Raw genomic sequence first — 920 nt, 5'->3', positions numbered from 1 at the left:
GGCCCGCACCGCGGACCGCCGGCTCCCCCTGCATCAGCGGATCGAGTGGGGAGCCTGGGCCGCAGCCGGGACGATCAACCTCGTGATCTGGGCGATCGTGTCGATCGCCGTCGGCGCGGCCGTGTACCCGTGGCCGGTCTGGGTGATCGGGCCGTGGGGCCTGGTACTGCTCGGCCGGACCCTCGCCGGACGGGAAGGCGCCGGCCACCGGGCGCACCCCGGCCGCGGCTCGTCGCGGGCCCTCCCCGCCGGCGGGTGGTGCACGTCCGGGTGGCGGGCGTCACAGACTCGGCTATGATCGACGGGCTGTATTTGTAACTCGCGGTTACGCGAAGAATCAGGGAGGCCCCGTGTCGAAGACCCTCGAAGCCACCGTCGAGATCGCCGCATCGCCACAGCAGGTGTGGCATGTGATCTCCGACCTGAAGCGGATGGGCGAGTGGAGCCCGCAGTGCCGGAAGATGGCCGTGCTCGGCGGACCCGTCGGAGTCGGGACCAAGACGATCAATGTCAACCGCAAGGGCCTGCTCGTGTGGCCCACCACCGCCAAGGTGCTCGCCTTCGAGCCGGGGCGCCTGCTCCGCTTCCGGGTCAACGAGAACCGCACCGTCTGGTCGTTCACCCTCGAGCCCACCGACACCGGCACCCGGGTGATCCAGCGACGGGAGGCGCCCACCGGGACCAGCAAGGTCTCGCAGTTCCTCATCGACAAGGTCCTCGGTGGCGCGACCGCCTTCGACGACGACATGGTGGTCGGCATGAACGCCACCCTCGCGCGCATCAGGAACGAGGCCGAGGGCGCGGCCCTCGCACGGTGACCCTCCTCGCGTAGGCTGTGTTAGCCCGCGGGCCGCACGCCCGCGGGTCACACCGCGCGACACTAAGAGGAGCCGTGGCCCGAAAGCCCACACCCCCCGGAA

1 protein-coding gene and 1 pseudogene are annotated in these 920 nt (G+C 70.8%); both read left to right on the top strand.

Annotated features, from left to right (window positions below):
* Window positions 1-298 (top strand): annotated as a pseudogene (locus G6039_RS30185) (DUF1707 SHOCT-like domain-containing protein); the annotation flags it as partial.
* A gap of 52 nt (window positions 299-350) precedes the next feature.
* Window positions 351-818: an SRPBCC family protein gene (locus G6039_RS30180; RefSeq protein WP_006932414.1), complete on the top strand. Its 468-nt coding sequence runs from the start codon at window positions 351-353 to the stop codon at window positions 816-818.
* Window positions 819-920 lie beyond the last annotated feature (102 nt).

This window comes from Rhodococcus aetherivorans (assembly GCF_011058165.1).
Classification (GTDB): domain Bacteria; phylum Actinomycetota; class Actinomycetes; order Mycobacteriales; family Mycobacteriaceae; genus Rhodococcus; species Rhodococcus aetherivorans.
This window is presented reverse-complemented; position numbering and strand designations above follow the sequence as displayed.